Origin of the sequence: Pseudomonas sp. Lz4W (assembly GCF_000346225.2) — a bacterium.
Classification (GTDB): domain Bacteria; phylum Pseudomonadota; class Gammaproteobacteria; order Pseudomonadales; family Pseudomonadaceae; genus Aquipseudomonas; species Aquipseudomonas paraversuta.
Genome location: NZ_CP017432.1, coordinates 3,736,203 through 3,762,266, shown reverse-complemented (window position 1 = coordinate 3,762,266; position 26,064 = coordinate 3,736,203). Strand labels below are relative to the sequence as shown.

Annotated in this window: 27 protein-coding genes and 1 pseudogene; 12 read left to right on the top strand and 16 right to left on the bottom strand. The window is 55.7% G+C overall.

Annotated elements, in window-relative coordinates; genetic code table 11:
• Positions 1 to 98 precede the first annotated feature (98 nt).
• Both B195_RS17205 and B195_RS17200 read right to left on the bottom strand, forming a co-directional pair.
• Entirely contained in the window at positions 99 to 1,286 is a 1,188-nt protein-coding gene (locus B195_RS17205; protein WP_003440723.1) for an aminotransferase class V-fold PLP-dependent enzyme, read from the bottom strand.
• Positions 1,287 to 1,298: 12 nt separating this feature from the next.
• The gene (locus B195_RS17200) at positions 1,299 to 1,535 is read right to left on the bottom strand and encodes a DUF3820 family protein (protein WP_019693207.1); all 237 of its coding nucleotides are present in this window, start codon (positions 1,533 to 1,535) and stop codon (positions 1,299 to 1,301) included.
• 207 nt (positions 1,536 to 1,742) lie between these two features.
• Between B195_RS17200 and B195_RS17195 the strand changes: the two genes are divergently transcribed.
• Positions 1,743 to 2,210: a PA2169 family four-helix-bundle protein gene (locus tag B195_RS17195; protein ID WP_003440729.1), complete on the top strand. Its 468-nt coding sequence runs from the start codon at positions 1,743 to 1,745 to the stop codon at positions 2,208 to 2,210.
• 113 nt (positions 2,211 to 2,323) lie between these two features.
• Here the strand turns inward: B195_RS17195 and B195_RS17190 are convergent, their stop codons facing one another.
• On the bottom strand, positions 2,324 to 2,794 hold the full coding sequence (locus B195_RS17190) for a MaoC family dehydratase (protein ID WP_003440732.1): 471 nt from the start codon (positions 2,792 to 2,794) through the stop codon (positions 2,324 to 2,326).
• 71 nt (positions 2,795 to 2,865) lie between these two features.
• Positions 2,866 to 3,810: an alpha/beta hydrolase gene (locus B195_RS17185; RefSeq protein WP_003440734.1), complete on the bottom strand. Its 945-nt coding sequence runs from the start codon at positions 3,808 to 3,810 to the stop codon at positions 2,866 to 2,868.
• A gap of 209 nt (positions 3,811 to 4,019) precedes the next feature.
• Between B195_RS17185 and fadD2 the strand changes: the two genes are divergently transcribed.
• Both fadD2 and fadD1 read left to right on the top strand, forming a co-directional pair.
• Positions 4,020 to 5,708: a long-chain-fatty-acid--CoA ligase FadD2 gene (fadD2, locus tag B195_RS17180; protein WP_003440736.1), complete on the top strand. Its 1,689-nt coding sequence runs from the start codon at positions 4,020 to 4,022 to the stop codon at positions 5,706 to 5,708.
• 359 nt (positions 5,709 to 6,067) lie between these two features.
• Positions 6,068 to 7,759, top strand: a complete 1,692-nt coding sequence (fadD1, locus tag B195_RS17175; protein ID WP_003440738.1) for a long-chain-fatty-acid--CoA ligase FadD1 — start codon at positions 6,068 to 6,070, stop codon at positions 7,757 to 7,759.
• 102 nt (positions 7,760 to 7,861) lie between these two features.
• Here the strand turns inward: fadD1 and B195_RS17170 are convergent, their stop codons facing one another.
• Positions 7,862 to 8,242: a hypothetical protein gene (locus tag B195_RS17170; protein WP_003440740.1), complete on the bottom strand. Its 381-nt coding sequence runs from the start codon at positions 8,240 to 8,242 to the stop codon at positions 7,862 to 7,864.
• 200 nt (positions 8,243 to 8,442) lie between these two features.
• Here B195_RS17170 and B195_RS17165 point away from each other — a divergent pair, with 200 nt between their 5' ends.
• The 3 genes from B195_RS17165 (at position 8,443) to def (ending at position 10,314) form a co-directional block, all read left to right on the top strand.
• Positions 8,443 to 8,634 carry a CsbD family protein gene (locus B195_RS17165; RefSeq protein WP_003440746.1) on the top strand — a complete coding sequence of 64 codons (192 nt, stop codon included), beginning with the start codon at positions 8,443 to 8,445 and terminating at the stop codon, positions 8,632 to 8,634.
• A gap of 184 nt (positions 8,635 to 8,818) precedes the next feature.
• Positions 8,819 to 9,772 carry a YihY/virulence factor BrkB family protein gene (locus tag B195_RS17160; protein ID WP_003440749.1) on the top strand — a complete coding sequence of 318 codons (954 nt, stop codon included), beginning with the start codon at positions 8,819 to 8,821 and terminating at the stop codon, positions 9,770 to 9,772.
• A 2-nt stretch (positions 9,773 to 9,774) separates the two neighbouring features.
• Positions 9,775 to 10,314, top strand: coding sequence for a peptide deformylase (gene def / locus B195_RS17155; protein WP_003440752.1), 540 nt, complete (start codon positions 9,775 to 9,777; stop codon positions 10,312 to 10,314).
• Between the two features lie 76 nt (positions 10,315 to 10,390).
• Here the strand turns inward: def and B195_RS17150 are convergent, their stop codons facing one another.
• Entirely contained in the window at positions 10,391 to 10,795 is a 405-nt protein-coding gene (locus B195_RS17150) for a GNAT family N-acetyltransferase (RefSeq protein ID WP_003440755.1), read from the bottom strand.
• Positions 10,796 to 11,384: 589 nt separating this feature from the next.
• On the opposite strand from B195_RS17150, the pseudogene B195_RS23260 reads away from it, so the two are divergent.
• Together B195_RS23260 and B195_RS23255 are read left to right on the top strand one after the other, a co-directional pair.
• Positions 11,385 to 12,155, top strand: a pseudogene (locus tag B195_RS23260) (PAS domain-containing protein); the annotation flags it as partial.
• A gap of 9 nt (positions 12,156 to 12,164) precedes the next feature.
• Entirely contained in the window at positions 12,165 to 12,704 is a 540-nt protein-coding gene (locus tag B195_RS23255; protein WP_238143970.1) for a methyl-accepting chemotaxis protein, read from the top strand.
• 53 nt (positions 12,705 to 12,757) lie between these two features.
• On the opposite strand, the gene B195_RS17140 is transcribed toward B195_RS23255, so the two are convergent.
• On the bottom strand, positions 12,758 to 14,197 hold the full coding sequence (locus tag B195_RS17140) for an MFS transporter (protein WP_003440773.1): 1,440 nt from the start codon (positions 14,195 to 14,197) through the stop codon (positions 12,758 to 12,760).
• Positions 14,198 to 14,349: 152 nt separating this feature from the next.
• Positions 14,350 to 15,381 (bottom strand): LacI family DNA-binding transcriptional regulator, encoded by a 1,032-nt coding sequence (locus tag B195_RS17135; protein ID WP_003440777.1) that lies wholly within the window; start codon positions 15,379 to 15,381, stop codon positions 14,350 to 14,352.
• A gap of 228 nt (positions 15,382 to 15,609) precedes the next feature.
• On the opposite strand from B195_RS17135, the gene B195_RS17130 reads away from it, so the two are divergent.
• Together B195_RS17130 and B195_RS17125 are read left to right on the top strand one after the other, a co-directional pair.
• A complete protein-coding gene (locus B195_RS17130; RefSeq protein ID WP_003440780.1) occupies positions 15,610 to 16,143 on the top strand; it encodes a gluconokinase in 534 nt (177 codons plus the stop codon).
• Positions 16,144 to 16,225: 82 nt separating this feature from the next.
• Complete coding sequence (locus B195_RS17125) at positions 16,226 to 17,578, top strand: GntP family permease (protein WP_003440786.1); 1,353 nt, start codon at positions 16,226 to 16,228, stop codon at positions 17,576 to 17,578.
• Between the two features lie 51 nt (positions 17,579 to 17,629).
• Here B195_RS17125 and alaC read toward each other — a convergent pair whose 3' ends face one another.
• Positions 17,630 to 18,838: an alanine transaminase gene (gene alaC, locus B195_RS17120; RefSeq protein WP_003440789.1), complete on the bottom strand. Its 1,209-nt coding sequence runs from the start codon at positions 18,836 to 18,838 to the stop codon at positions 17,630 to 17,632.
• A gap of 189 nt (positions 18,839 to 19,027) precedes the next feature.
• On the opposite strand from alaC, the gene B195_RS17115 reads away from it, so the two are divergent.
• A complete protein-coding gene (locus tag B195_RS17115) occupies positions 19,028 to 19,519 on the top strand; it encodes a GyrI-like domain-containing protein (protein WP_003440794.1) in 492 nt (163 codons plus the stop codon).
• Here B195_RS17115 and B195_RS17110 read toward each other — a convergent pair.
• From B195_RS17110 to B195_RS17090, 5 genes are all read right to left on the bottom strand, one after another.
• Positions 19,516 to 20,022 carry an N-acetyltransferase gene (locus B195_RS17110; protein WP_003440796.1) on the bottom strand — a complete coding sequence of 169 codons (507 nt, stop codon included), beginning with the start codon at positions 20,020 to 20,022 and terminating at the stop codon, positions 19,516 to 19,518. The two genes, B195_RS17115 and B195_RS17110, sit on opposite strands and share 4 nt — an antisense overlap.
• Positions 20,023 to 20,136: 114 nt before the next feature.
• Positions 20,137 to 20,925: a methanethiol S-methyltransferase gene (gene mddA, locus B195_RS17105; protein ID WP_003440799.1), complete on the bottom strand. Its 789-nt coding sequence runs from the start codon at positions 20,923 to 20,925 to the stop codon at positions 20,137 to 20,139.
• 143 nt (positions 20,926 to 21,068) lie between these two features.
• Positions 21,069 to 22,256 carry a GAF domain-containing sensor histidine kinase gene (locus tag B195_RS17100; protein WP_003440802.1) on the bottom strand — a complete coding sequence of 396 codons (1,188 nt, stop codon included), beginning with the start codon at positions 22,254 to 22,256 and terminating at the stop codon, positions 21,069 to 21,071.
• 154 nt (positions 22,257 to 22,410) lie between these two features.
• Positions 22,411 to 22,716 (bottom strand): PepSY domain-containing protein, encoded by a 306-nt coding sequence (locus tag B195_RS17095; protein WP_003440805.1) that lies wholly within the window; start codon positions 22,714 to 22,716, stop codon positions 22,411 to 22,413.
• A gap of 104 nt (positions 22,717 to 22,820) precedes the next feature.
• On the bottom strand, positions 22,821 to 23,954 hold the full coding sequence (locus B195_RS17090) for a glycerophosphodiester phosphodiesterase (RefSeq protein ID WP_003440808.1): 1,134 nt from the start codon (positions 23,952 to 23,954) through the stop codon (positions 22,821 to 22,823).
• 136 nt (positions 23,955 to 24,090) lie between these two features.
• Between B195_RS17090 and B195_RS17085 the strand changes: the two genes are divergently transcribed.
• Positions 24,091 to 24,414: a DUF2025 family protein gene (locus B195_RS17085; protein WP_003440813.1), complete on the top strand. Its 324-nt coding sequence runs from the start codon at positions 24,091 to 24,093 to the stop codon at positions 24,412 to 24,414.
• Here the strand turns inward: B195_RS17085 and B195_RS17080 are convergent.
• Positions 24,411 to 24,944 (bottom strand): DUF1003 domain-containing protein, encoded by a 534-nt coding sequence (locus B195_RS17080; RefSeq protein WP_003440816.1) that lies wholly within the window; start codon positions 24,942 to 24,944, stop codon positions 24,411 to 24,413. The genes B195_RS17085 and B195_RS17080 overlap by 4 nt on opposite strands.
• A gap of 27 nt (positions 24,945 to 24,971) precedes the next feature.
• Positions 24,972 to 26,045: a diguanylate cyclase gene (locus B195_RS17075; protein ID WP_003440819.1), complete on the bottom strand. Its 1,074-nt coding sequence runs from the start codon at positions 26,043 to 26,045 to the stop codon at positions 24,972 to 24,974.
• Positions 26,046 to 26,064 lie beyond the last annotated feature (19 nt).

The window sequence follows — 26,064 nt, the reverse complement described above, 5'->3', positions numbered from 1 at the left end:
CACCTTTTTTTTGTCCGCAATTCCCAACGATGAGTCACCTGCAGGAGCGAGCTTGCCTGGCGATCTTTCAAAGATCGCGAGCAAGCTCGCTCCTGCAGTTAGCCCCGGGAAAGCTCGCGCAGTGCCCTGATCAACCTGTTGATGTCATCCAGCGAGGTGGTGAGGCCCACGGTGATGCGAATACAGCTACCGCAGGCTGAACCGCCGCGCACCACGGTGAACAGGTTGTAATCCTTGAGCAGACGATCTGCCATCGGTGTTTGATCCTGCAGGTGGGTGAATCGCAGGGCAGAAATGGCGCATTGCAGACGCGGGTCATCAGGCGTGAGCACTTCGATGCCCGGCATTTTTCGCGCTTCACTCACCCATAGCTCGCGCAGATAGTTCAGGCGTTCGCCTTTGGCCCGGGCGCCACCCAGGTCTTTGTGCTCTTGCAGCACCTTTGGCAGGGTCAGCCATGCCGGAATATTGACCGTGCCATAGGGGGCCCGGTTACGAATATCAGGTTCCGGGTAACGTTGACTGCCCATGTCCGGGCTAATGTCTGCCAGACGCCGCGGGTCGATATACATGACCCCCAGGGTCAGTGGTCCGCCGATCCATTTATGCAGGTTGTAACCGGCAAAGGCCACGCCCAGGGCCTGCAGGTCGAACTCGATCTGGCCAAGCGCATGGGCACCGTCCAGCACCACGTCCACGCCGTGGGCGTTGGCCGCATCGACTATCGCCTGCACCGGCATGACCAGTCCGGTGAGGTGTGTCACGTGGGTCAGCGCCATCAGCTTGATTCGCGGATGACGTGCCAATACCTCACGATAGCTGGCGACCAGGCTGTCATGGCTGGCGGGGTGCTCATGGATTATTTCGATGATCTCAAGCCCGCGCTGCCGGGCCACCCAGCGCATGGCTGACTCGACGCTGGGGTACTCCAGGTCGCTGATCAGCAACTGATCGCCGGGCTGCAAGGCGTTGTAGTTGCGAATCAGCGATTGCAGGGCATCCGAAGCGCAGCGGGTGAGGGCGATGCTGGCGTCTTCAACGCCGAGCAAGCCTGCCAGTTGATGATGGATCTCGATATTCTGCGGACCATCGAATTGCGGGCGCACATGCACCGAGTTCTTGCGGTTGATAAAGTCGATATTGCGCTGGTAGTCCTGGGCAACTCCTCGGGTCATGCGCCCGAAGTAGCCGTTTTCCAGATTGACCGGACCGGCTGCTACGTCGTAGCGCTCGGCGATGCTGTGCCAATAATCTTCGTTGCGGGCGTTCTCTTCAATCCTTGGCATGGGGCAACTCTATCAGTGGCGGGGTTTGGGTTTTCCGTGTTTGGCGCGCAACGGGTCGAGCAGGTCTGACAGACCGTTGTGATCGATTTCCTGCATCAGGGCCAGAAGACCGCCCAATTCGCCGTGTGGAAAGCCTTCTCGGGCAAACCAGTTCAAATACTGGCCCGGCAGGTCGGCAATGATCCGCCCTTTGTATTTGCCGAATGGCATTTCGCGGGTCACCAGCAGTTCGAGTTTTTCGGGGTTCATGCAGCAGCCTTCAGATACGTGATGCAACGAATGATAAATACAGGCATTTTGCATGCAGGCCAATTGACAGATCATGCAAAAAAACCGGATACAGATAGTTATGATTTCTATAACTTGTTGATATATAAGGATTTATTCAAATTCAGCAACTGGCACGGGGTCTGCAAATACTAATGCACGATCCTCAACCTTGTAAGGAATTGAATAATGACTGACCTCAATAAAGAAGCCATCTCTGTCCTGAACGATCTGATCGAAACCAGTAAAGACGGTCAGGAAGGATTCAAGACCTGTGCCGAAGATATCAAGCATCCTGAGCTCAAGGCCCTGTTTGCAAAACGCTCTGCAGATTGTGCGGCTGCGGCTGCCGAGTTGCAGGCCGCGGTACGCCAGTTGGGTGGCGACCCGGAGACCAGTACAAGCGTGGCGGGTGATTTGCATCGTCGCTGGGTCGATGTGAAATCGATGTTTACCGGCAAGGATGAAGAGGCAGTGCTCAATGAAGCCGAGCGCGGCGAAGACCATGCGCTGAAGGCTTATAAGGAAGCGCTGGAAAAAATCGAGAAGCACCAACTGCTGCACATTCGTGATCTGGTAGAGCGTCAGTACCATGGCGTACAACGCAATCACGACCAGGTCAAGGCTCTGCGCAACCAAGCTCGTGCCCGCTCTTAAACGTAAACGCCTGCGTAGCCCTTGGTAGCTGAGGGCTGACTCGCATACAGCAAAAACCCGGCCTGTCATCCAGGCCGGGTTTTTGCGTTGCGGGCATTTGCACGTCGTGCAAATCAGCTAATGCTGATAGCCGGCAACGGGGTCAGGGTTACGGTTTGTTGTTTGCGCGGGGCAATGATTTCGGCTTCGCCATCGACCACGATTTCATCGCGTTGATTGAACACACGGGTCGCTATACGCACGCGGAACTTGGGCAGTTTCTCGAGAATTTCCAGACGCACGGTCAGGGTGTCGCCAATTTTCACCGGCTTCTGAAAGGTCATTTGCTGGCCGACATAGATAGTGCCCGGGCCAGGCAACTCACAGGCCACGGCTGCACTGATCAGCGCGCCACTGAACATGCCGTGGGCAATGCGTTCCTTGAACATGGTTGCGGCGGCAAATTCCGGATCCAGGTGCACCGGGTTGTGGTCACCGGACATGGCCGCAAAAAGCTGAATGTCGCGCTCTTCGACGGTTTTGCTGTAACTGGCAGTCTGGCCGACTTCAAGGGCTTCGTACGGGGTGTTGGTAACCTGAGTCATCTAGCGCATGTCCTGTGACGAGTGTTTAATTTCAAGTTTTTGATTTTAAAGTATTTTTTAGAATGGTCGAGCTATTCGCTGTGGGGCGGGCGGGAGCGAAGCAGGGCCTGGTCAAGCCATTCGACAACATCTGCAGTCACTTCGTCACGGTTGATTTCGTTGAAGAGCTCATGCCGTGCCTGGGGGTAGATTTTGAGTTGCAAGTCCTGACTGCCGGCTTTGCGTAAAGCCCCGGCCAGGGATTCCAGGCGCTTGCCTTCACTGACCGGGTCACAGGCGCCACCCATCACCAGCAAAGGCAGGGCTGAATCAATTTGCACGAGGTTGGACGCTTTGCTGATTTGCTGCAAGCCGCCCAGCAGATCAATCCAGAGTTGATTGGTGCAACGAAACCCGCACAAGGGGTCGTTGGCGTAGGCATCGACTTCGGCCGGATCGCGACTGAGCCAGTCATAGCGGGTGCGATTGGGCTTGAATGCTTTATTGAACGAGCCAAAGGACAACCACTCGATCAGCGCGCTGCGTCCTTTCGGGCCCTGGCGCCAGCGTTCCAGTCGGGCTATCAGGCTGGCAGCCCGGTAAAGCGCGACAGGCTGGAAATTGGAGGCGCTCAGAATTGCCCCCTGCAGACTGTTGCTGTGGTGGAGCAAGTACGCCTGGGCGATGTAGCTGCCCATGCTGTGGCCAAGCAGGAAGATCGGGAGCCCCGGGTGGGCCTGGCCGATGTGCTGATGGAGGCTGGCGACATCACTGACCACCGCGCACCAGCCATCATGGTCAGCAAAGTAGCCCGGTGTTCCGCGTTCGGCCGTTTTACCGTGTCCGCGCTGGTCGTGGGCATACAGGCCAAAACCGGCTTCATTTAGCGCCTTGCCCAGTCGGGCATAGCGAGCAGTGTGTTCCGCCATGCCGTGGACCAGCAACACAATGGCTTTGGGCGTAGCGCCAGGCAGCCACTGATTAACCAAAAGGCCGCTACGGTCATTCGCGTCCAGCCAGAAAGTCTGATGAATCATGGCCATTCCTTTACACGGAGTAGGAGCAGTGTATAGCGCATTCACAGGCAAACCACTTAACTGGCGATGCCGCGGTAATAAGATTCAAGATGTAAATGGCGAATATCGGTGTATTTGCCTACAACTTGATAACTGTTAACGTCAGTTAGCTCCGCTTTTCAACGCCCAAGGGAAGCGGCCAGGCACATTCAGGTCCGAGGACAAAAATAATGCAACCTGATTTCTGGAATGACAAACGTCCTGCCGGTGTACCGCTGGATATAGATATGACGGCCTTCACATCGGTCGTTGATGTGTTTGAACGCTCGTGCAAGAAATTCGCCGATCGTCCGGCGTTCAGCAACCTGGGTGTGACCATCACTTATGCCGAACTGGAGCGCCACAGCGCAGCGTTTGCCGGTTATCTTCAAAATCATACCGACCTAAAGCCCGGCGACCGCATCGCTGTACAGATGCCCAACGTGCTGCAATATCCGATCGCGGTATTTGGTGCGTTGCGCGCCGGTCTGATCGTGGTCAACACCAACCCGCTGTACACCTCTCGCGAAATGCGCCATCAGTTCAAAAGTGCCGGGATTCGGGCGCTGGTGTACTTGAACATGTTCGGCAAGCGCGTGCAGGAAGTGCTGGCAGATACCGAGATCGAGTACCTGATCGAAGCCAGAATGGGCGACATGATGCCCGCTGCCAAAGGCTGGATTACCAACCTGGTGGTCGACAAGGTCAAAAAACTGGTGCCGGCCTACCAGTTGCCCCAGGCCATTGCCTTTAAAAGCGTATTGCACCGGGGCGCAGGCCAGCCGATTCGGCCGGTGCCGGTGACGCTGGATGACACGGCAGTCCTGCAATACACCGGTGGCACCACCGGACTGCCCAAGGGCGCAATGCTCAGTCACGGCAATCTGGTGGCCAATATGCAGCAGGTGCGTGCTTGTCTGTCCCAGCATGACGAGAGTGGGCAACCGATTCTCAGGGACGGTCGGGAGGTCATGGTGGCGCCGTTGCCGCTGTACCATATCTATGCATTTACCGCTAATTGCATGGGCATGATGGTCACGGGTAACCACAACATCCTGATCACCAATCCGCGTGATATCAAAGGTTTCATCAAGGAGCTGAAGAACTGGCGGTTCACCGCTTTTCTGGGGCTTAACACCCTGTTTGTCGCGCTGATGGACCATCCGGACTTCAAGAGCCTGGACTTCTCGGGGCTGAAGGTCACCAACTCGGGCGGTACTGCGCTGGTCAAGGCCACGGCCGAGCGTTGGGAAAAAATCACCGGATGCCGCATCGTTGAGGGCTACGGCCTGACTGAAACGTCGCCGGTGGCCAGTGCCAACCCCTGTGGTTCTCTGGCCCGGCTGGGCACCGTGGGCATGCCGGTTCCGGGCACGGCGATGAAAGTAGTCAGCGATGATGGCAGCGACCTGGGTTTGGGGGAGCGCGGCGAGCTATGCGTCAAAGGCCCGCAAGTCATGAAGGGGTACTGGCAAAACCCGCAGGCAACGGCCGAAGTGCTGGACGCCGAGGGCTGGTTCAAGACGGGTGATATTGCGGTGATTGATCCCGATGGTTTTGTCCGGATTGTCGATCGCAAAAAGGACCTGATCATCGTTTCGGGTTTCAACGTGTACCCCAATGAAATCGAAGATATCGTGATGGCCCACCCCAAAGTGGTGAATTGCGCGGTAATCGGCGTGCCTGACGAGCGCACCGGGGAGGCCGTCAAACTCTTTGTAGTCGCGCGCGAAGGCGGGGTCAGCGTTGAAGAGCTCAAGGCGTACTGCAAGGACAACTTCACCGCTTACAAGGTACCCAAGCAGATAGTGCTGCGTGACTCCTTGCCCATGACTCCCGTGGGGAAAATCCTGCGTCGCGAGTTGCGTGATAACGCCTGATTCCATCAGCCTGGTGAAAAACGCCCGTTTGCTTTGAGCAGGCGGGCGTTTTTATTCGTCTATAACAATAGACAGGGTTTGATCTGGATCTCTGAGGGGGCGCCGTAATGCCTGAATTAGAGCGGTTTTACTATCAATAGAGCTATTGTACTAATGATGACTTTGGATTGTCCTACAGTCAGGTTTGTGACTCTGCGGGCCATCTTTGGCTCTAGGCGGCCTCTGGCAAAGCTGCTACTCTCGGCGCGCTTTGTGACTTCTCGGTAAGTGAAAAGCCAGATTTATCCATTACAAAAATCACACAAATAATAACCGCATCAATGCGGTGAAGAATTCGCGACGCTGAGGAGTGGGCTTCCATGATTGAAGACTTTTGGAAGGATAAGTACCCAGCTGGGATTGCTGCTGAAATCAACCCGGATGAATACCCGAATATTCAGACGGTACTGCGCCAATCTTGCCAACGTTTTGCGGATAAACCCGCATTTAGCAACCTCGGTAAAACCATCACCTATGGTGAGCTTTACCAACAGTCAGGTGCATTTGCCGCCTACCTGCAGCAGCACACCGACCTGCAACCCGGCGATCGCATTGCTGTGCAGTTGCCCAACTTGCTGCAATACCCGATCGCTGTGTTCGGAGCCATCCGCGCCGGCTTGATCGTGGTTAATACCAACCCGCTGTATACCGCGCGGGAAATGGAACACCAATTCAATGACTCCGGCGCCAAGGCGCTGGTATGCCTGGCGAACATGGCGCATCTGGCCGAAAAGGTCGTGCCCCAGACTTCGATCAAGCATGTGATCGTTACTGAAGTGGCTGACCTGCTGTCGCCCTTCAAGCGCGTATTGATCAACAGTGTCATCAAGTACGTGAAAAAAATGGTCCCGGCGTATCACTTGCCCAAGGCCATCAAGTTCAACGATGTGTTGAGCAAGGGGCATGGCCAGCCAGTAAACGAAGCCAGCCCGCTTGCCAATGACGTCGCGGTTCTGCAATACACGGGCGGCACCACCGGTGTGGCCAAGGGGGCGATGCTGACCCATCGTAACCTGATCGCCAACATGCTGCAGTGCAAGGCGCTGATGGGTTCCAACCTCAACGAAGGTTGCGAAATCCTGATCACGCCATTGCCGCTTTATCATATCTACGCGTTCACCTTTCATTGCATGGCAATGATGCTGCTGGGCAATCACAACATATTGATCAGCAACCCGCGTGACCTGCCGGCGATGGTTAAAGAGCTGTCGAAGTGGAAGTTCTCCGGCTTCGTAGGGCTTAACACCCTGTTTATAGCGCTGTGCAACAACGACGGGTTCCGCAAGCTGGACTTCTCGTCCCTGAAAGTGACCCTGTCGGGGGGCATGGCCCTGCAACTGTCCGTGGCCGAGCGCTGGAAGACGGTAACCGGCTGTGCCATTTGCGAAGGCTACGGCATGACCGAGACCAGCCCGGTGGCCTCGGTCAATCCGATCCAGCACATTCAGATCGGCACTATCGGCATTCCGATGCCTTCGACCCTGTGCAAAGTGATCAATGATGCGGGTGAAGAGCTGCCGTTGGGTGAAATCGGCGAGCTGTGCATCAAGGGCCCGCAGGTGATGAAAGGTTATTGGGAGCGTCCTGATGCAACTGCCGAGATCATGGACAGCGAAGGCTGGTTGAAGTCCGGTGACATCGCGCTGATTCAACCTGATGGCTATATGCGCATTGTCGATCGCAAAAAAGACATGATCCTGGTCTCTGGCTTTAACGTTTACCCGAACGAGCTGGAAGATGTGATGGCCTCATTGCCGGAAGTGTTGCAGTCGGCGGCGATCGGTATTCCTGATGAAAAAACCGGCGAGCTGATCAAGGTTTTTATTGTGGTCAAGCCGGGCATGACCCTGAGCAAAGAGCAGGTCATGGCGCATATGCGCGCGAACCTGACCGCTTATAAAGCGCCGAAAGTTGTCGAGTTCCGTGACAGTTTGCCGACCACCAACGTAGGCAAGATCCTGCGCCGTGAGTTGCGTGACGAAGAGATGAAGAAACTGGGTCTTAAAAAGTAATCTGCCCTTAAACAACAAAGCCCCGCATTGCGGGGCTTTTTTGTTTCAGCTCGCGTTCACCACTGTGCAGGAGCGAACTTGCCCCTGCAGGGTTTGCGCTGTTTATTTTTGCAGAAACTGCGAAAAGTTGACGCCTGTGCCTGTCGGACGCACGTCCTGCAGGAAGGAGTCTTTGTCCGCGCTCAGCTCAAGACTCATGGTCGGCGTACGCTTGTGCGTCGCTCGTACCACCATGCCTTCGCGTTTCTCGCGCAGGAACGCAGTGGTGACCTTCAGGTGCAGCAGTTCATCGGTACTTGGGGTATGCAGCAACAGATGCACCCATTCGTACTGACCGACGGCCAGACGCGCCAGGGGAATATCGAACCACCAGATGTTCTTGTTGGTGTTCAATGTGGCGAAATGGCAGTTGTTGACGCCAAGCACAGCGCCGCCAAGTTCCTGGTTTCTGCGGGCAATGGCCAGCTTTTTATCGAGTTTCATAACCTTCCTACAATTGCTGATCTTCAGCGCCATAGCCTGAATCCGTTGCGCATTCTCGGGGGTTAGGCGGCAAACATAAAGCTCAACCTGCGCGGAACGACGAAATGATGGCCAGAAAATAAATGAAACTCCTGCGGTGACGATCGGGTCAATGATTCTGTCGATGTAATGACATCCGAAATTTCATCAGGAGAAATCCCATGAGCAGCACTGGCGATAAGATCAAAGGCAAAGCGAACGAAGCAGTAGGTAATGTCAAACAAGCGGTGGGGAAAGCGACCGACAATGACAAGCTGCGTGCCGAAGGCAAGGCCCAGGAGCTGAAAGGCGAAGGCCAGCAAGCGGTAGGCAAGGTGAAAGATGCGGTCAAGAAAACCGTCGATAAAGCCTGATAACCCAGGATTGCCGCAGGTGCGTCGGGTACCTGTGGCGAACATGAACGGTCATCCATGTGATGGCCGTTTTTGTATAAGTGTTTCCATAGTCGCCAACTTGACTACATTTGAGGTAAAACCCCAACCCAGAGCTTATGGCTGGCTTGCACAACCTACTTTTTAAGCGGCGAAAGGAGACGCTATGTTATTCCCGGTCTTGAATGGCCTGCCGTTGGGCAAAGTACTGATTCGCACGGTGAAAGAGTTTATCGACGATGAAATGTCGACTTACGCCTCGGCACTGGCCTATCAAATGCTGTTTTCGTTATTCCCTTTCATTCTGTTTTTGATTGCCCTGATCGGCTTCTTGCATCTGCCGGACTTTTTCTCCTGGTTGCGCCTGCAGTCTGAACTGGTACTGCCGCCGCAGGCTCTGGAGCAGGTCAACCCGGTCATCGATCAGTTGCAGCAGTCCAAGGGCGGATTGCTGTCGGTGGGTATCGTAATTGCACTGTGGACCGCTTCGGCCGGTGTGCGGCTGATGATGAGCGCCATGAATGCCGCCTACGATGTGGTCGAGGGGCGGCCAGTCTGGAAGCGATTCCCGCTGTCGATTTTTTACACCATCGGCATTGCCGGAATGCTTCTGGCAGCCGCCGCGCTGATGGTGCTCGGGCCGCAGGTGATGAGCTGGCTGGCAGGACAGGTCGGGCTCGAAGAGTTCGTGGTGACACTGTGGACCATCCTGCGCTGGCCTGTGATTGTGCTATTGCTGATGGTGGCGGTGGCAGTGATTTACTACGTCATGCCGGATGTGGAGCAAAAATTCCGGTTTATCACCCCGGGTTCGGTGCTGGCGGTGGTTGTATGGATCGTGGCTTCGCTGGGCTTTGCCTTTTATGTCAAAACCTTTGCTGACTACAACGCCATGTATGGCAGCATCGGTGCGATCATCGTGCTGTTGCTGTACTTCTACATTTCTGCCGCGGTGCTGCTGCTGGGGGCTGAAATGAACGCCGTGATCGAGCACATGTCGGCAGAGGGCAAGGATCCGGGCGAAAAAACCTTCGATGGCTCCGACGACCCTGATCCCAAGCAACACGTCTCCGGGCTGGGGCGTGACCATTCCATTCCATCCACTCCAGATGAAGCCTGACTATGATTCGTGAAATTCTGAAAATGGGCGATGAGCGTTTATTGCGCGTTGCCCAGCCGGTGCCGGCTGAAATGTTCGATACCCCGGAACTCTGGCAGTTGCTGGACGATATGTTGCAGACCATGGAGCACGCGGGCGGTGTGGGGCTGGCGGCCCCGCAAATCGGGGTTGACCTGCAGATGGTGATCTTCGGGTTCGAGCACAGCGAACGTTACCCTGATGCTGAAGCCGTACCACAAACCATCCTGATCAATCCGTTGATCACTCCGCTCGGTCCGGCGCTTGAAGAAGACTGGGAAGGCTGCCTGTCGGTGCCTGGTTTGCGCGGGGCAGTCGAGCGTTTTCAGAAGATCCGTTACGAAGGTTTCACGCCTAAAGGTGAACCGATCGTACGTGTGGCGGAAGGTTTTCATGCACGAGTAGTGCAGCATGAATGCGACCACCTGATCGGTCGCCTGTACCCGTCGCGGATCAAGGATTTCAGCAAGTTCGGTTTTATCGAGGTGTTGTTCCCGGACCTGGAGCCGGGCACCCGGGAATAACTGCCTTGCTTTGCAGGGGCGAGCTCTTTGAATGCTCTTCAAACAGCTCGCCCCTGCAGGGAGGGGAGCGCCGGGCTTAACGGCCCATCGCTATCATCGCCTTGTTGCGTTGATAGCGCACCAGCCGCTCATACAGGGCATGGGGCAAGTCAACCTCCAGACTGAACCCCATCTTTTCATAGAGACCTTGCAGTTCAGGGTCGCAAAACAACCAGACCGTGCCTTCGCACTGCGATATTGCCGCGTTGACCAGCGTGGTGGCTATGCCTTGCCCGCGTACTGCCGGATCGACAAACAGGCCGGTCAACCAGTAACCGTTGGCCATTGGTCGCAGACACAAACCGGCGACTATCTGGTCCTGGCGGGCAACCCACAATTGAGCTTCCTTGCTCGCTTTCATCGACGATTGGTGAGAGCGGTAAAACTTGTTCAGCAAGGGCCACAACGGCGCGTCGAGCGAAGAATAAGCAATGGCAGTCATAAGTCCACAGGCTTGAAAAGGGAGCGGCAGTATAAACAAATAAGTGCTTGAACTTTATAAACCTTGGGTATTGCCGCTTATTTGCAATTAAAACGCTTTGTTTATCATTGTTTTTTGAATAAAGGGTTTTAAATCCGAGTGGGTTCCCGATAGGTGTTATACCTGTGCCACACCCCCTGAACAGTTGAGCGCTTAACATGGCTAAAGGTATGGATTCAAAGAAGGCCGCGAAAAAGAAACCGGCCAAAACAGCCGATGAAAAACGCGCGGACAAGAAAACCAAAAAATCCGAAGTCGGATTGTTTGGTCACTGAGTGATTTACAGGAGCCCGTATTCCGGGCTCCTTGGTTTTTTGATTGGCGCAACGTCGATTTGGATTATTCTGCGCAATTGAGCACTTCGTCGCACACTGATGGCGATTTGCTTGCACGCTGTATCTGGCTGGCTATGCTTCAATTCTTGGGGGTTGAACATATAAAACTTACATCCCCGAAGTGCGCACATCTCTATGTTAAAGGCAGCAGGCACGTTTTCTTGTGTCGTGAAGCGTTTGAATTATCAATAGAAAGCATCTTCAGGAATTGAGCCATGTTCAACTTTCATCACAAAGCCGACCTGCTTGAGAATCAGCGCCTCACCTGTTCTCTGGATGAGAGCAAGGCCAAGCTGATGGCCGTCAGCCGCTCAATGGCAATCATTGAGTTCACTGCCGATGGCGTCATTGTGGATGCCAACGAAAATTTCTGTCGCGTGACGGGTTACTCGGTCGATGAGATCTGCGGTAAACATCACCGTCTTTTTTGTGAACCGGACTATCTGCGCACTGAACAATACGCACAGTTCTGGAAGGACCTGGCCAGTGGGGTGCCCATGAGCGGCACTTTCTTGCGGCTTGATAAAGCCGGGCGCGAGATCTGGCTTGAGGCCAGCTACATGCCGATCACCGGCCCGAACAATGAGGTGACCCGGGTCCTCAAGGTGGCAACCGAGATTACCGAGCGGATCAACAAAGAGCGGGAAAATCAAAGCATTGTGAATGCATTGAGCCGCGCCATGGCGATGATCGAGTTCTCGCCCGATGGCCGTGTGATCAACGCCAATCAGAACTTTCTCGACACCATGCATTATTCACTGTCTGAAATTGTCGGGCAGCACCACAGCATGTTCTGTCGCAGCAGTGAGAGCGAGTCTGGCGCCTATAAAGCTTTCTGGGCTTCCCTGAATCGCGGCGAATACCATTCCAGACGCTTTGAACGGGTCGATAAATACGGCCATACAGTTTTCCTGGAAGCGTCCTACAACCCGATTTTTGATGCCAAGGGCCGACTGTATAAGGTCGTCAAATTCGCCAGCAACATCACCGCCCAAGTGACTAACCTGCAAACCGCCGCCGAGTCGGCCCACAGCACTTCGGTACAGAACGACGCCTGTGCGCAGAAGGGTTCTCAGGTGGTTCAGCAGACTGTACAAATCATCGAAGCCATCTCCAAAGATCTCAATGAAGCCGCGCAAAGCATCGATGCGGTGAACAAGCAGTCCGACATCATTGGCAAAATCGTGCAGACCATTCGTGGTATTGCGGATCAAACCAATTTACTGGCGCTCAATGCTGCGATTGAGGCGGCCAGGGCCGGTGAACATGGGCGGGGTTTTGCTGTGGTGGCGGATGAGGTCAGAAGCCTGGCGGCACGTACCAGCGCGGCAACTGTGGAAATTGTCGAGGTGGTGCGCAAGAACCATGATTTGTCGCTGAGCGCGGTGAGCAGCATGCAGTCGAGCCTGAGCCGGACCGGGCTCGGGGTTTCGCTGGCGAATGAGGCCGGGGAGGCGATTCTGGAAATCCAGCAGGGCTCCAAGCATGTGGTGGATGCCATCAGCCAGTTCAACTCGACGCTGCAACTGCATTAAAGGCCAACCCCCCCCCGACCGATTGTGTGAGCCGGCACCCCGGCTCACCGTTGTTACCGATGGGCAATGCTCTCCAGTGCCAGGTTACGGGTACGCGGACCAAACCCGCCGATGGTGATCATCACGATTAGCATGCTGCTGACGATAAACGCCAATACCCCCGGTGTGCCGAAGTGCTCCAGGAAAATACCCACCAGCAAACTGCTGAACACAGTGGACAGCCGGCTGAATGAATAGCAGAAGCCGACCGCACGCGCCCGGATATTGGTCGGGAACAGTTCGCTTTGATAAGAGTGATAGCTGAAGCTCAGCCAGGCGTTGCAGAAGGTGATCATCACACCGCAGAACACCAGGCCCAGCGCGCTGGTCTGAAACGCGAACAAGGTACCGAAAATCATTGCTCCAAGCGCTGAGCCAACAATCTGCCACTTGTTTTCAAAGCGGTTGGCAAAGCGCATGAACAGCAGCGGCCCAAGAGGGTAGGCCAGGGTAATGATGAAGGCGTACATCAGGCTGTGGGTGACGCTGACCCCCTGTCCTGAAATCAGCGCGGGCAACCAGTTGCCGAAGCCAAAGAAGCCGATGGCCTGAAAGACGTGAAACACGATCAGCATGATGGCGCGTCGGCGATACGGCGGTTTCCAGATATCGGCAAAGCGGCCTTCACCTTCAAGGTTCACGGGTTCAGGTTCGGGCGTAGCCAATGGTTTTTTGTGGTCACTCAGGCAGCGGGCTTCCAGATCATCAAGGATCCTGTTGGCCTCTTCAAAGCGACCCTTTTGCGCCAGCCAGCGCGGAGACTCAGGCAGGCTTGAGCGTAACCACCAGATAAACAGGGCAAACACGGCGCTGGCCAGCACCACCCAGCGCCAGCCCGAGACGCCAAACGGCGCCTGTGGCACCAGCCACCAGGACATCAATGCAACGGCTGGCACTGACAAGAACTGAATAAAAAACGCAAAGGCGAAGGCCGAACTGCGCATGCGCTTGGGCACCAGTTCTGACAGGTAGGCGTCAATCGTGACCAGCTCGATACCCAGACCAATGCCCACCAGGAAACGCATGAAGATGATGCCTGCAGCCGAACTTTGAATGCCCATCAACACCGTGGCCAGGGTGTACCAGATCAGGGCGAAGGTGAAAATTGCGCGCCGTCCGAAGCGGTCGGCCAGAGGGCTGAGCATACTGGCGCCAAGGAACAGGCCAAGAAAAGTGGCCGAGGCAAATGCAGCCTGATCAGAAAAACCGAACACCCCTTGTGCGCCCGTCGCGAAAATACCGTCACGAATCAGGCCCGGGCTTATATAGGCAGTCTGGAACAGGTCGTAAAGCTCAAAAAAACCGCCTATTGAAAGCAGTGCCACTAATTTCCAGACACTGGCCACGGCCGGCAGGCGATCAATCCGTGCGCTGATCCAGGCCGCACGGGCAGGATCGATTCCGTCCGCTTGGGCGGCCGTTGCGCCAGGGTAGGTAGAGGAGACTTCAGGCATTGGCGAACTTCCTTTTTCTGTAAGTCAGAAAGGGTAGTTCGCTTGCCAAGGTTATTGCTTGTGAAGTTCAGGCCCCGGGCGGAGGAATTCAGCGCCTTGTTGCCATAAATGGTTACAAATTAGTGCTTTATGCTGCGCCAGCTTAATCGGGGCTAGGTGCTTTCGCGCACCATCAGGTCAAAGCCCATGTCCTGCACCGGGTTGGCAACCCTGTTTCCCGCCATCAACGTGAGCATCTGCTCGGCTGCATGACGGCCAATGGCTTCTCGCGGAGTACGAATGCTGCTGAGGCGCGGCACCATAAACTCGGAGGAGGGAAGGTCATTGAATCCCAGAATGGCAATTTGTCCGGGGATTTTGATGCCGATGCGTGCGGCTTCCAGCAGGGCGCCCTGCGCCAGGTCGTCATTGCCGAAAAATATTGCATCCACCTGCGGATGGTTGGCCAGCAACTGCAAGAACATCTCGCCGCCCAGGCCGACAGAAGAGGGGCGGGGAGTCAGGATTTCCAGGTCGGGGTTGTACAGCCCGGCCTGCTGCAAGGCCAGGCGATAGCCTTCGCCGCGCAAGAGGGTGCGCTGATCAAGCTGTGCACCTATATAGGCAAGTTGGCGGCGGCCCCGTGAAATCAGGTGCCGGGCAGCGGTCTCACCGGCCTTCAACTGTGAAAAACCTACGCAGTTGAGGCCCTCGGCGGCGTCCAGTTCCATCATGTACACGCAGGGCACATTGCTGTTTTCGATCATCCGGCGCGAGCTTTCGGAACGATCAAAACCTGTCAATAACAGCCCCCGTGGCTGATAGGCCATGTAGTTGCGCAGCAGGTTTTCTTCTTCGTCCCGTGAGTAGTGAAAGTTGCCGATCAGCACTTCAAAGCCCTTGGGCCGCAGTACGGCATGGATAGCTTCGAGGGTGTCGATAAACAGCAGGTTGGACAATGACGGCACCAGCACCACCACCGAATGGCTCTGCGCCGAAGCCAGCGCCCGGGCAGCCGGATTGACCACATAGTTCAGCTCATCGGCCGCTTTGCGTACCTTTTCCGCCAGCTCGGTGGCAACACTGCTGATCCCGCGCAAGGCCCGCGAGGCGGTAATAGGGCTGACGCCGGCAAGGCGGGCGACTTCATTAAGGGTGGGGCGACCCGTGGTTCGGGTGTTTTTATCGTTTTTAAAGGAGGTCATCGGGCGGCTTGCCAAACAAAAAACAAGTCACTAAGGTAGCGCTGTCCTAGGATCCCCGCAATTGCCTGATTGCGTGTAGGGCAGTTACCCCAGCTTTGTATGTAGAGAGCGCCACCGCGTCTCCCCATAAAAACGAGAAATAGACGTCGGTAGCCTGGTCTTTGTGCTTTGCTTTCAACTATTGAACGCAGCAACAAAGACAGCGCTGTCTACGGACTGAGGTGTTTCATGAGTCAACCTATCACTGCCCTGGTCATAATGGGTGTTGCCGGCTGCGGCAAGTCCAGCGTGAGCCAGGCGTTGTGCCAGCTCAACGGCGCGACCCCGATTGAAGGCGATGCGTTTCACCCTGCGGCCAACATTGCAAAAATGAGTGCAGGTATTCCCCTGACCGATGACGACCGTGCCGGCTGGCTAGACAGCCTGTGCGATGAACTGCGTCGTGCCGTAGCCAAAGGCCAGCATCCGGTCTTGACCTGTTCGGCCCTGAAATTGCGTTATCGCGAGCGTCTGCGCAGTGCGGTCGACGGTCTTGGATTTGTGTTCCTGGAGCTGACGCCAGAGGTTGCCGCTGATCGAGTGGCCCATCGTCCGGGGCACTTCATGCCCAAGACGCTGATCGACAGTCAGTTCGCTGCGCTCGAGTCACCTGTCCATGAGCCCCTGGTGCTGACATTGAATGCCGCGCAACTGGACATCGACCAACTGGCGCGCGCTACCCGTGACTGGTGGCGTGAGCAATCACTGTTGGCAACGTCATGATTTTGTTACAGATAGACAGCGCTACCCGCCTCAGCCATGGCTGCATTTGCGTAGTTGATAACAACAAGACAGGAGACGCCCCATGCTAGGCATGTCCCACAATACCTTTCTGCTGCTTGATGCAGTTGTGACCATTATCGGGCTGATCGTATTGATCACCCGGTTCAAGCTGCATCCCTTTATTGCCTTGATCATCGCCTCTGCGTTTCTGGGCCTGACGGCGGGCATGCCTGCCAACCTGATCATCAAGTCGTTCCAGGATGGTTTTGGCGGCGTGCTGGGCTTTGTCGGGATCATCCTGGCTCTGGGCACCATGCTTGGCAAAATGATGGCTGACTCCGGTGGTGCCGACCAGATCGCCCGTACCCTGATCCGTGCCTTCGGCAAGGAGCGGGTGCAGTGGGCGATGATGTTTGCCGCGTTTTTAGTCGGGATTCCATTGTTTTTCGAGATCGGTTTTGTATTGCTGATCCCGCTGGTATTTATTGTGGCGCGCCGCACCGGAGTATCGATCATAAAAATCGGCATTCCGCTGCTGGCCGGTTTGTCGGCAGTGCACGGCCTGGTGCCGCCGCACCCGGGGCCATTGCTGGCCATTGGCGTGTTCGGTGCTGATATCGGCAAAACCATTCTGTACGGCCTGATCGTCGCGTTGCCGACGGCAATCATTGCCGGTCCGATCTACGGCACTTTCATTGCCAAATACATTCCCGGCACTCCATCCCAGGAATTGATGGACCAACTGGCGAGCGAACCTGAGTCCAGCAGCCTGCCGAGCTTCAGCATTACTCTGATCACCGTGCTGTTGCCGGTGTTCCTGATGTTGCTCAAGACGTTCGCGGACGTGGCGTTGCCCGATGGCAACTTCTTCCGTGTCTGGATGGACATGATCGGTCACCCGATCAGCGCCCTGTTGCTGGCTTTGTTGTTGGCGCTGTACACCTTTGGTGCACGCCAGGGCATCGACTCCAAGCGCATTCTCAAGTTGCTCGACGCGAGTCTGGCGCCCACCGCAGCGATCATTCTGATCATTGGTGCGGGCGGCGGTTTCAAGCAGATGCTGGTAGCCAGCGGTGTGGGTGATGTGATCGGTCACATGGCGGTCAACGCGCAGATCTCGCCGATCTTGCTGGCGTGGCTGGTGGCTGCGGTGATCCGCATTGCAACCGGTTCTGCCACTGTTGCAACTATTACCGGGGCGGGGATTGTGTTGCCGGTGGTGGATTTGATTCCCGGGGTTAACCGGGAACTGCTGGTACTGGCAACAGGTGCAGGTTCGCTGATTTTGTCCCACGTCAACGATGCGGGTTTCTGGCTGGTGAAGCAGTACTTCAACATGACCGTGGCTGAAACCTTCAAGACCTGGACTGCGATGGAAACCATTCTGTCGATCGTGGCCCTGATCTTTATCTTGCTGCTGTCGCTGGTGATTTAAAGCCTTCTGCTGCGCCAGGAGCGAGCCCGCTCCTGGCGCAGATAAGAAACCTCAGTTGGCGCTCAGGCCATCCGCCCGGAACATCGCGCGAATACCACGCAAGGCCTGACGGATGCGGTCCTGGTTTTCAATCAGGGCAAAGCGCACATGATCATCCCCGTACTCACCAAATCCTACGCCTGGTGAGACACAAACCTTGGCGTCCGCCAGCAGCTTCTTGGCAAACTCCAGTGAGCCCAAGTGTGCATAGGACTCGGGAATCTTGGCCCAGACATACATCGAGGCTTTCGGGTTTTCGACCATCCATCCCAGTTCATGCAAGCCTTTGACCAGCACGTTACGGCGTTGCCGGTACTGCTCTGCAATATCCTTCACGCATTGCTGGTCGCCTTCGAGGGCAGCAATTGCCGCGACCTGCAGCGGGGTAAAAGTACCGTAGTCGTGGTAACTCTTGATCCGTGCCAGGGCGTTGACCAGCTCTGCATTGCCCACCATAAAACCGATACGCCAGCCTGCCATGTTGTAGCTTTTTGACAGGGTGAAGAACTCAACCGCAATGTCCTTGGCGCCCGGTACCTGCATGATCGACGGGGCTTTCCAGCCGTCGTAGACGATGTCTGCATAGGCCAGGTCGTGAACCACCAGCACATCGTATTGCTTGGCCAGGGCCACCACGCGCTCGAAGAAGTCCAGTTCGACACACTGGGCCGTGGGGTTGGACGGGAACCCAAGGATCATCATTTTGGGTTTTGGAATCGAGCCGCGAATGGCTTTTTCCAGTTCGGCAAAGAAGTCAACGCCGGGAATCAGGGGTACCGAGCGCACCTGGGCGCCGGCAATCACGGCACCGTAAATGTGAATCGGGTAGCTGGGGTTCGGCACCAGCACCGTGTCGCCCTGATCCAGCGTGGCGAGCATCAGGTGCGCCAGGCCTTCCTTGGAACCGATGGTAACAATGGCTTCGTGTTCGGGGTCGATCTCAACGTTATAGCGGTCGGCATACCAGCGAGAAATGGCCCGGCGCAGGCGTGGGATTCCGCGGGAAGTTGAGTAGCCGTGGGTGTCTTCACGCTGTGCGACGGTGCAAAGTTTTTCGACAATATGCGGTGGCGTCGGGCCGTCGGGGTTGCCCATGCTGAAGTCGATAATGTCTTCGCCACGGCGCCGTGCCGCCATTTTCAGCTCGGCAGTGATGTTGAATACATAAGGGGGGAGTCGATCTATGCGCGCAAAGCGGCGCGGCGAACCTTGGTCTGCCATGTGTGCCTCTGGTACGTAAGCGCCCGGAACCGTCCGAGCGACGCTGACCACTGCGGTGGTCTGGGCGAGACAATAAAGGCGCTGATGGCCTTTTGTCCAGATACAAGTTTTTGACCTGTCATCACCCCCGGGTTTTTTGTTCCTATACTGACCCGATCCGTTTCCTACTCACTCAATGAGCACGATCTTATGGAACAGGCAGAGAAGTTCGATTTACCAGCCCCGCGATTTACCAAAGGTCACTTTCAGTTGATTGCCGGTTTGGGCGGACGTTTTACCCAGGAGAGTGCTGAGCAGATTCCACTGCTGTGGGAACAGTTTCTGCCGGAAAGCGATAACATCCCCTGCAAAGTTGGCGAGGAAACCTATGGCGTTTGCTGTAACCCGGATGGCCAGGGCGGCTTCGAGTACATCGCCGGGGTTGCCATCAGCAAGCTGGATGACTTGCCTGAGCGCTATCGCTGGATTGAGCTGCAAGAACAGGAGTACGCCGTATTCGAGCATCGTGGCTCGCTGGCCGGTTTGAGTCAGACCTTTCAGTCGATCTGGAAAGACTGGCTGCCCCAATCATCCTATGAAGCCGCGGATGCTCCAGAGTTCGAGCGCTACAGTGCCGACTTCAATCCGCATACCGGTGCCGGTCTGTTGGAGATCTGGTTGCCGGTCAAGCCGCGGTCCTAGCTCGCCTGAGCATGTGTGCCGTGGGCCTCGGCCAGATCGAGCACCAGGCGTCGCTCACCCAGATATGCCTCGCCACATTCAACCCAGCCCTGGCTCAGGTAAAAGGCCAGTGCGCTGGTATTGAAAGGGCTGACAGACAGCATCAACTGCCGGATCTCGGGCCATAGCAGACTGACTGCCAGGGGCAGTTGCCGCAGGCAGGCTTTGCCCAGGCCCTGGCCTTGTACTCGCTTGTCGACCTGCAATGCATGCAGGGTGGCGCAATCAGCTTCAGCCCAATGGGCCAAAAGCGGCTTGCGCCTGAGCAGCAAGAAGGCCACTGGCCGCTCATCACCCAAGAGTACGAAACCTTTGATCCCCGGATGGGGTTCGGCCGGCAGTGAATACAAGGCTGACTCGATGTTGCCCGAGTAGGCGATTTGTTCAGCATGAACTTCAAGCGTCTGTAACTGCTCGAGTTGGCGCGGTGTCAGGTCTTCATAGGCACAGAGTCGGGTGTTCATGCTGGGGTTCTGTCGAAGTGCAATGGGGGCCACCGAACCGTTGGTTCAGTGGCCGTTTGAAGATCACGTCAGTTTCTACCCATCTGCAGTTCAAATACAGAAAATATCCGCATATCAGTCCTGAGGGTCAGACTTGCGATGTGGAAAGGGCAGCAACATGCCGACGGTTTTTTGATAGTGGCGGTATTTCTCACCAAATATTTCGACCAGGTCTTTTTCTTCCAGGTACGAGCCAATCATGATGTAAACCGTACTGGTCAGCGCAAACACCAGATGCCCGACAGTCATGGCGGGCGTGGCCCAGAATGCGATCAAAAAGCCCAGGTACAGCGGGTGGCGTACGATTTTGTAGAGCAGTGGGGTCTTGAAGGTACTGTCCACTGCTCTGGGTTTACGCAAGGTATCGAGGGCCTGCTTGATCCCGAATAGCTCAAAATGGCTGATCAACGCGGAAGCCAGGAATACCAGGCCCCATCCGAGCCAGAACAGGCCACTGAGCAGCCCGGTGGCCAAGGGTGAATCGACCTTCCAGACCAGGGTGTCGATCGGCTGCCACCACCAGCACATCAATGCCAGAACCGCACTGGAAGCCAGTACATAGGTAGCGCGTTCAATCGGGGCAGGCACGAAATTTTGCCACCAGAGTTTGAAGCTTTTACGGGCCATGACGCTATGTTGTACGGCAAACAGACTGATCAACAGCACATCGACGAGAAGTGCCTGCGGCCACGGAATTCCCGGGCCTGAATCAATACTTTTGGGAACGGCTACATTGCCCAGAAAGCCTATGAAGTAGAGAAAGCCCAGCAGGAAACACAGGTAGCAGAGCAGGCTGTAGAGCAGGCAGGCAATTTTTGCTGTGGGACTGAGGGGGCGAGGTTTGTGTTCGGATCTGGTCAACATGAACGAGTCCTTTCGAAGATGGAAAAACAGAGCTACACGTCCTCCAACTTAGTTCATATCGGCCAGCTGGCCCGCGCCAGTGGTCGGCGCCAAAAAATCACTCCCCGTGCAATGTGGCTCCTGGTTGCGGCGAAAACTGCCCGTCACGAGCCAGGTTGCGCCTCGAATTCAAAGGTAAAGACCGTACCCTGCTGTTCATTGGAAATCACCTCGACATGGCCGCCATGGGACAGGGCGATCTGGCTGGCAATGTACAGGCCCAGCCCCAGCCCGGCCTGTGGTGTGTCGTTAGCTGGGCGGTAATAGGGTTGAAACAGGTACGGCATGACCTCTGCCGGAATGGGCGGCCCCTGATTGGTGACGCTAAGGCTAAAGACCCGGTCAAGGATCCGGGCTTCGACGTGAACCGGATCGGTGGCAGAACCATGGGTGATGGCGTTGGCCAGCAGATTGGAAAGCAGTTGTGCCAAACGGCCGCTGTCACAGCGAATGCTGTCCAGTGGCTCTATTTGTAACTGAATCAGGCGGTGGGGATGAACGCTTTGTACTTCCGAGATGACATGCCGCAACACTTGATCGAGGTCGGAGCATTCGCGCAGCGTCAAGGGAATTCCGCCACCGAGTCGGCCACGGGCAAAGTCCAGTACATCTTCTACCAGCTGCGAAGCGCGATAGCCGCAGGTCAGAATGTGTTGCACCAGATGCTCGGTCTTCGGATCGGGGTGTTTGTGCAATAGACGTTCGGCTGCTGTGGTAATGGAGAATAACGGGTTGCGTAAATCGTGGCCTATGACGGCAATGAACTGCTCGCGCAATTCAGCATTTTCACGCTCCTTGATCAGTGCCATCTCTGTGCGCTGCAAGTTTTCTTCGGCTTCAATTTGCAGCGAAAGCAAGCGCGAAAATGACTCCATCGTCGATTGTATGGCGCTGTTTTTGAGCCTTGCGGGTTCCGGGTCCAGGGCGCAGAGGGTGCCGAAGAACGTGCCGTCAGTGCGAAATACCGGAATCGTAATGTAACTCTCGAAGCGATACATTTTGGGTGTGGCATGGTGTTGGTACATCGGATCTGCGCTGGCCTGATCGATGATGATCGGCAGGTGTGAGGTCATGCTTTCAAAGCACAAGGTACTGATCAGATCCAGTTCCCCGCCGGCCTGCAAGCCAAAACCCAGGTTGTCGAGCACCGCGCACGCGGTCCAGGTTTGTTGGGTGACACGCGCAACGGCGGCAAAGCGCATTCCGGTCATTTCAGTGATGACCTGAAGAATCGCCGGTACGGCACTGATCCGGTTAATCGTCGCGATATCGGCGGCCGTACTGTGCCCCATGGGAAATGTTCTCGCAGAAAAAACCTGATTCTAGCCAGAACAACTGGAGCTCGTGCAAATTCATACTGGGTGAGTGTGAAAGTCCGAGGAGAGCAGGGGTAATAAAAAAGCCGCGCCCCTCATGACGAGGGGCGCGGCTTTTTATTTATGCGACTCAAGTATCTTGTTTGTCTTGCAGCACTTCGGCGGTTTTTGCATCGAGGTCTACATCCCACTTGATGCCTTTGGCGTCACGCAGTTCAACCTCATAAACCAGTTTGCCGTAGGAGTGATCCAGCTCGGTGTCGACAATGGTCGAACCGGGGTGTTTATCCAGTGCCGCTTGATTGAGTTTTTCAAATGAAGCGATCTCACCCGATTTGAGCAGGCCCGGAATATGGTCCGGGCGTACATCGGCCTGGGCCAGGCCGGCAGTCAGGGTCAGGGCGGCAGCGGCGAACATCAGGTTAAGTGGTTTCATGTTTAATCCCTCCAGGGTGAACTCTTTAAGTGGGATCAGATTAACCATGACAACTTAATTAATCCTTAATTTTCGCCCTGTGTCTGAATCACTTACTCAAGTTCTTAGTAGCCGTTCTGTTCCAATAGTTGGTTCACGCTCTTTGTCGCGGGGCGCTGGTAGTACTTGAGCAGTTCGCTGGCGCGGTTAGTGAAGATGCCGTCTACGCCGACATCCATGGCCTTCTTGAAGTCCACTGGCTCGTCAAGGGTGTAGACATGGACCAGCATGCCTTTGTCGTGGGTCGCCTGGTTCATCCACGGCTGAATCAGGTCGAAATAGCTCTGGGCACCTCCCGCGGTCAAGGCCGCAGACGGGCCTGTGCCGATGGCACCGTTGGCCTTGGCAAAGTCGAGCCACTGCATGAACTCGGCTTTGTCCCTGGGTTGAAGTCTGGCGTAATAGGCTGCTTTGTCCTTCGCGCCCGAGTCGGCAAAGCTGACGCTGGAGTTTGCTGCCATGCCGCCTTCGCCGACCCACAGGAGCAAGATTTTTGGTGTTTCGGGCATTTCTTTTTGCAGTAATTCAAGGCTGCTTTTTTCAAAGGTTTGCAGCATCACCCGGCCTTTGCCCTCACCGGTTTGAAGCGCACCCTTGTCAGCAGTTGAAACGACCGGTTTTAGCCAGCCGCGTTCGCCCAGCTTGTTTTTCAGGTCGCGCTCAATACCCGGAAACTGCTTGGGCTCTTTTGTTTCGATGTACAGGCCTGGCTTGTGCTGCGGGTTGCCCTGGGCAATATCGATAATTTCGTCCAGCGTCAGGATTGGCAGTCCGACATAGGCGGGGCGGGCGCGGTCAGGATAGGCCTGGTTGAACCAGCTACCGGCATCCAGGGTTTTCAGCTCTGCCAGGGTGAAGGCGCTGGCCGGGCTGTCTTTGCGCTCGGGGAATTTTTGCGCAACATCCGTGGTGCGTAACAAGCTGTTGTCATGTAGCGCAAACAGCACTCCGTCTTTACTGCGTTGCAGATCCATCTCCAGGTAGTCGGCACCCAGGTCACGGGCAAGCTTGTAGGACGCAGCGGTAGACTCCGGTGCGTCGAAAGATGCCCCTCGATGGGCGATGACTGCCGGATGCGGGATGCCATGAGCGCTGGCCAGGGCTGCTTCGGATGCGTCTGGGGCGCTGGCGGCGTGTGCGCAACCCATTCCTAGCAGCAAGCTCAGCAGTAGAGTGCTTTTGGCAAAAGTAACAGGCATTGTTGAGGTCCTTGGTATTAGAAAATTTGTGCAGTACTCTTGATGTCATCAGCGTCCCCGGCAGAGGGATGAGTGTTCAATCTTGCGTGTAAATCATCGACCCTAGAGCCTTCCTGGCTCTTCAGTGAGGTTTACCATGCGCATCACTTCGCAGCTAATCTGCCAGGCCGCCGATCTACTTTACGGTTTTGTCGGTTTCAATCGTAAGACTCAACAGTACATTGTTCGTTTCAGTGAAGATTCTTTCGGGATGGATGTCGCCGACGACAACATCACGCCTGCTTGCGAGTTCGTCTGGCAGCCCGCGGCGCAGGACACCATGACACTCAAGCGCGAGCTGATCCAGTTGTTACTGGAGCAGAATATCGACGACCGCCTGAACATCACCGAGCCTTTGCGTGTGTACATGCAACGTCAGGACTTGCCTGAAATTACCGCGGTACGCCGCTGTGTCAGTTAAGGCGCCTTGCGCACCAGATGCTGGTGCATTTCCGAGGTCAGACTTTCAATTCGCTCGGTCAGTTGCTTGGTCATTTCGGTCAGCCGGGTGTTTTGCTCCAGCAACGTCATGATTTTCTCATTGGTTTGCGCTGCAGCGGCTTGTCGCTCGGTATTGGCCACGGCCAGTGCTTCACGGTGCTGGGCGTCAGAATCTGCCTGGGCCTTGTCCCGTGCCGCCTGGCGGGTTTGCGCCAACAAAATCAAGGGGGCGGCGTAAGCCGATTGCAGGCTGAAAGCCAGATTGAGCAGGATGAACGGGTAGATATCAAAATGCGTCACGCCAAACAGGTTCAAACACACCCATATCACCACGATCAATGTCTGGGCGCCAAGAAAGGTGGGCGTGCCAAAAAAGCGGGCAAAGGCTTCGGCTCTCAAGGCGAACTTGTCACTGCCGAAAGTAGGTTCCAGATGGGCGTGGGCTCGATGAAAACGTAGGTGGTCAACTTTTTCAGGGGCGTGCGCAGTGTCGTTTTTATCTGTATTCACAGGGCTCTCGCTCTCGTTTTGCGTGCTTTATGGCTTGCTCAAGACTATATCCATCAGCGTGTCTGCGGCTCCGAGGCTGATCTTGTTACGACCGGTATTCTTGGCGATATATAACGCTTTGTCGGCTTCATTCAGCCACATCGACGCATCCTGATATTCGGGCCGGAAAGCTGCCAGGCCGATGCTCAAGCTTGCGCGCAACTCAGGTTCATCGCAGTGCCGGTAATTACTGAACAACTGGCTCAATCGCTCCATGATTTCCTGCGCTTGGGCCAGTGAACGATCAGGCAAAATGACGCAGAATTCATCACCGCCATAACGCCCGGCCAGGTCTTCTACGCGCAGGTTATCTTTGAGTTCGTTGCTCAACTCGCGCAGCACGCCGTCGCCTACGATATGTCCGTGGGTGTCATTGATGCGCTTGAAGTGGTCAATATCAATCAACACCAGGGTGGCAGTGGAATGTGTCTGCTTGCAGTGTTGGAAGCTGATTTGCAGCAAGTCTTTCCATGAGCCATGGTTGAGCAGGCCGGTCAGGCTATCGGTACGGCTCAGGGCGCGCAGCGTACGTTTGTGCTCGGCCAGTTTGGTCGCCAGTTGATAACTGATCATGCCCACGGCGAACGGATAGAGCGTCAACATGGGCAAGCAGGCATAGATTTGTATTGCCGTGGTGTCCGGGTTGAAGGCCGCGCCAAATAACAGCCATGACAGCAGGACTCCGGCCAATTGTGCCAGCAGCCCGCGGATCAGCATTTTGGGGCCGCCGACCGCTACGTTGTTCATGATCATCATCGACAGGATGGTCACTGTCGGCAGCGGATTGAACTGCATGCTGGCGGCCCAGAAGCCTCCGAACAAAGAGTCAATCAGCATGTTGTGGCGTTCGGCCCGATACGGGTAAATAGAACGGCAAGACAATTGAAAGGCCAGGTGTGGCCAGATAAAGCCGTTGATCAGCAACAGCCCCCATACCCAGGTCGGCAAGTTGAGGGGGTAGATGGCAGCCATCACGCTGAAGCAGCCAATCGCCAGGCCAATGCTTCGCGGCAAATAAATTCGCCGGGCGAACGACAAACCTTTGCCTTTTTGATTGTCCATAGTTATCCGGCAGATGTCT